This window comes from Pseudoprimorskyibacter insulae, assembly GCF_900302505.1.
Lineage (GTDB): Bacteria > Pseudomonadota > Alphaproteobacteria > Rhodobacterales > Rhodobacteraceae > Pseudoprimorskyibacter > Pseudoprimorskyibacter insulae.
On the sequence record NZ_OMOJ01000027.1, the window covers coordinates 1 to 1,181 of the forward strand.

At 64.3% G+C, this 1,181-nt stretch carries 1 protein-coding gene; it reads left to right on the plus strand.

Annotation, left to right across the window (positions count from 1 at the left end):
- Nucleotides 1-1,181, plus strand: a 1,181-nt coding sequence (locus tag PRI8871_RS19400) for a hydroxymethylglutaryl-CoA lyase-like TIM-barrel protein (RefSeq protein ID WP_503128376.1), incomplete at both ends; no start/stop codon positions are given.

Genomic DNA, 1,181 nt, shown 5'->3' on the forward strand with positions numbered 1-1,181 from the left:
GACACGACGCCCGAGCTGTTCCAGTTCAAAAAGCGCCGTGACCGGGGCACCAAGGTGCTGACCTATATCGCGGATATCACGGTAAACGGGCACCCCGAGGTGCAGGGCCGCCCGCGCCCGGCCGAAGATCTGAAGCCAGCGCGCATCCCCGCGCTGCGTGCCGCGCCTGCCGCTGGCACCAAGACGCTTCTGGCCGAAAAAGGCCCGCAGGCCGTGGCCGATTGGATGGCGGCGCAAAAGCAGCTGCTGATCACCGACACCACCATGCGCGACGGGCACCAGTCGCTTCTGGCGACGCGGATGCGCAGCCATGACATGATCAAAGTGGCCCCGGCCTATGCGGCCAACCTGCCGCAATTGTTCAGTGTGGAATGCTGGGGCGGCGCGACGTTTGACGTGGCCTACCGGTTCTTGCAGGAATGCCCGTGGCAGCGCCTGCGCGATCTGCGCGCCGCCATGCCCAACGTGATGACGCAAATGCTGCTGCGCGGGGCGAATGGTGTAGGCTACACCAACTACCCCGACAATGTGGTGCAGTTCTTTGTGAAGCAAGCCGCCGAAACCGGCGTCGATGTGTTTCGCGTCTTCGACTCGCTCAACTGGGTCGAAAACATGCGCGTTGCGATGGATGCCGTGCTGGACACGGGGCGCGTTCTGGAAGGCACGATCTGCTACACCGGCGATCTGCTGGACCCGGCGCGATCCAAGTATGACCTGAAGTACTACGTTGCCATGGGGCAGGAATTGAAGGCCGCGGGCTCTCATATCCTTGGGCTAAAAGACATGGCGGGCCTGCTGAAGCCGACGCAGGCGCGGATGCTGATCAAGGCCCTGAAGGAAGAGGTCGGCCTGCCGATCCACTTCCACACCCATGACACATCTGGCGCGGCGATCGCCACGATCATGGCCGCGGCTGAAGCTGGCGTTGACGCGGTGGACGCGGCGATGGACGCGCTGTCGGGCAACACCTCGCAGCCGACGCTGGGGTCCGTCGTTGAGGGGCTTCGCCACACTGAGCGGGACACCGGGCTGGATATCGGCGCGATCCGCGAGATCTCGAACTATTGGGAAGCGGTGCGCGGCCAATATGCTGCGTTCGAGTCGAGCCTTCAGGCCCCCGCGTCCGAGGTGTACCTGCACGAAATGCCCGGCGGCCAGTTCACCAACCTCAAGGCGCAGGC